This is a genomic window from Geminicoccus sp. (genome assembly GCF_035556675.1).
Taxonomy (GTDB): domain Bacteria; phylum Pseudomonadota; class Alphaproteobacteria; order Geminicoccales; family Geminicoccaceae; genus Geminicoccus.
Genome location: NZ_DATMFZ010000214.1, coordinates 1 through 2,831, shown reverse-complemented (window position 1 = coordinate 2,831; position 2,831 = coordinate 1). Strand labels below are relative to the sequence as shown.

General features: G+C 70.4%; 3 protein-coding genes. All 3 read right to left on the bottom strand.

Features of this window, described 5'->3' with window-relative positions:
* Positions 1 to 215: 215 nt before the first annotated feature.
* Positions 216 to 1,583 (bottom strand): LLM class flavin-dependent oxidoreductase, encoded by a 1,368-nt coding sequence (locus tag VNS22_RS15190; RefSeq protein ID WP_325733819.1) that lies wholly within the window; start codon positions 1,581 to 1,583, stop codon positions 216 to 218.
* A gap of 85 nt (positions 1,584 to 1,668) precedes the next feature.
* Complete coding sequence (locus VNS22_RS15185) at positions 1,669 to 2,175, bottom strand: cupin domain-containing protein (RefSeq protein ID WP_325733818.1); 507 nt, start codon at positions 2,173 to 2,175, stop codon at positions 1,669 to 1,671.
* A partial coding sequence (locus VNS22_RS15180; RefSeq protein ID WP_325733817.1) for an LLM class flavin-dependent oxidoreductase occupies positions 2,172 to 2,831 on the bottom strand: 660 nt, incomplete at its 5' end. The genes VNS22_RS15180 and VNS22_RS15185, both read right to left, overlap by 4 nt.

Here is a 2,831-nt window from a genome sequence, read left to right as displayed (position 1 = left end):
AGCTGGTGTTCCCGCTCCTGCCGCTGGCCGACACCACCGGCCGGGGCCGGCGCGAGGTGCGCAACGAAGGGCCGTTCGGCGAGATGATCGCCAACGACGTGCCGCCGGCCGAGCGGGCCCGGGCGCAGTCCTGACGGGCAGTCGGTGGCACCCTGGCGATACCGTCAGGCAGCGCGGCAGCCGGCCGACGATCATCTTTCCCCGCTTGCTCTGGGTCAGCGTCGACGGAAGGTCGCGGCCGGATGGCTCTCCGCCAGCCGGCCGCTGTCCGGGCCGCCCAGCTTGGTGCGCAGCGTGCCCGCCCGATATTCCTGCTTGTAGCGGCCGCGCCGGGTCAGTTCCGGCACCACCAGGTCGGCCACGTCGCTGAAGGTCCGGTGCGACAGGGCGTAGGCCAGGTTGAAGCCGTCCACGCCGGTGGCCTCGATCCACTCCTCCATCCAGTCGGCGATCCGGGCCGGGGTGCCGGCGACCACCGGGCCGATGCCGCCGATCCCGCCCCAGGCCGCCACCTCGCCCACCGTCCAGCGCTTGGCCGGATCGGCCACCGTGATGTTCTCCAGCGCCGCATGGCCGGCCTCGGTGCGGACATGCTCGACCACCTCGTCCGGCCGGAACCGGGCGAGGTCGATCCCGGTCCAGCCGGAGAACAGGACCAGGGCACCCTCCTCGCTGACGAAGCGGCGATAGTCGGCGAGCTTGGCGCTGGCCTCGGCGTCGGTCTCGCCCGGGATCAGCGTCGCCAGGCTGAAGATCCTGATCGCGGCAGGGTCGCGTCCGGCTTCGGCGGCGAGGGCACGAATGCTCGCGACCCGTTTGGCGATCACGCCCGCCGAGGGACCTGACACGAACACGCACTCGGCATGGCGTGCGGCGAACGCGCGGCCCTTGGTCGAGGAGCCGGCTTGGTAGAGCACGGGCGTGCGCTGCGGCGAGGGCTCGCACAGATGGATGGCATCGACCCGGTAGTGCCGGCCCTCGAAGCTGACCTTATGGACCTTGGCGGGATCGGCGAAGATGCCGCGCTCCTTGTTGCGCAGGACGGCATCGTCCTCCCAGGAGCCTTCCCAGAGCCGGTAGACGACCTCCATGTATTCCTCGGCCAGGTCGTAGCGGTCGTCATGCGCGGTCTGCCGCTCCCTGCCCTGGCCGCGGGCGGCGCTGTCCAGATAGCCGGTCACGATGTTCCAGCCGATCCGGCCGCGGGTCAGATGGTCGAGCGTCGACATGCGCCGGGCGAAGGTGAAGGGCGGCTCGTAGGACAGGGTCGCGGTCACGCCGAAGCCCAGGTGCCGGGTGACCGCCGCCATGGCCGAGATCGGCATGAGCGGATCGTTCACCGGCACCTGGATGGCGTTGCGCAGGGCGGCATCGGCGTTGCCGCCATAGACGTCGTAGGTGCCCAGCACGTCGGCCAGGAACAGGCCGTCGAACCGGCCGCGCTCCAGGATCGTCGCGAGATCGGTCCAGTATTCCAGCGTGTGGTAGTCGGCCGAGCGGTCGTCCGGATGGCGCCACAGGCCCGGCGACTGGTGGCCGATGCAGTTCATCTCGAACGCGTTGAGGCGGATCTCGCGGCTCATGGAATCCCGATCGCGCGGCGCGGTGCCGCGGCACCGGCACGCCCAGTTGGTGGGGAAGTCGCCGGCACCCTGGTGCCGGCCTCGTTCATCCGGTGGTGCCGGGCGCCTTGTGGATCGGGTCGACCCAGTGGACGGTCTCGGGCTGCTCGACCGCCGGGATGTCCAGGTTCACCACCACCGCCTCCTGGTCGCTGCGCACCAGCACGCATTCCAGGGGCTCGCTGTCGCTGGCGTTGATCTCCTGGTGCGGCACGAAGGGCGGCACGTAGATGAAGTCGCCAGGGCCTGCTTCGGCGGTGAACTCGAGATTGTCGCCCCACCGCATCCGGGCCTTGCCGCGCAGCACGTAGATCACGCTCTCCAGCTCGCCATGGTGATGGGCTCCGGTCTTGGCGTGGGGATGGATGGTGACGGTGCCGGCCCAGATCTTCTGGGCGCCCACCCGGGCGAAGTTGATCGCGGCGGCGCGGTTCATGCCGGGCGTCTGCGGGGTGTTCGTGTCCAGGCTGCTGCCCGGCACCACCCGCACGCCGTGCTCGCGCCAGTCGATCCTGGTCTCGTCGCTCATCGTTTCCTGGGCCCTCTCGCTCATCGCCTGGTCCGCCTGGCCACTTCCGCCCTGACGATCGGCAGAAGCTCGCGGCCGTACTGCTCGGCATCCTCCAATGGATCGAAGCCGCGGATCAGGAAGGTGGTCACGCCCAGATCGTAATAGGCGAGCAGCGACTCCGCGACCTGCTCAGGCGTGCCGACCAAAGCGGTGGTGTTGCCGCGCGCCCCGGTGGCGGCAGCGATCGCGGTCCACAGGCGCTGGTCGACCACCGTGCCTTGCGCTGCCGCCTCCAGGAGGCGCTGCGAGCCGCGATTGGCCGGATCGGGGGCGGCACCCAGCATGGCTTGGCCGCGCACCCGCTTCGTCTCGGCCAGGATCGCCTCGGCCTTGGCCCAGGCCGCCTCCTCCGTGGCCGCCAGGATCGGCCGGAACGACAGGCTGAATCTCGGGCTGCGGCCATGGGGGGCGGCGGCCGCACGCACCCTGGCGACCGTTTCCTCCACCTGGGCCAGCGTCTCGCCCCAGAGCGCATAGATGTCGGCGTGGCGCCCGGTGACCTCGATCGCCGCGTCGGAGGAACCTCCGAAATAGATCGGGATGTGCGGCTGCTGGACCGGCTTTATGTCGGAGAAGGCGCCCTTGAAGCGGTAGTAGCGGCCCTCGTGGTCGACCGGGCCGTCCGCGGTCCAGATCCG

What these genes read in the sequence shown, in the direction of transcription:
- VNS22_RS15185 (WP_325733818.1), bottom strand. Translation starts at nt 2,175, where the DNA reads ATGAGCGAGAGGGCCCAGGAAACGATGAGCGACGAGACCAGGATCGAC.
- VNS22_RS15190 (WP_325733819.1), bottom strand. Translation starts at nt 1,583, where the DNA reads ATGAGCCGCGAGATCCGCCTCAACGCGTTCGAGATGAACTGCATCGGC.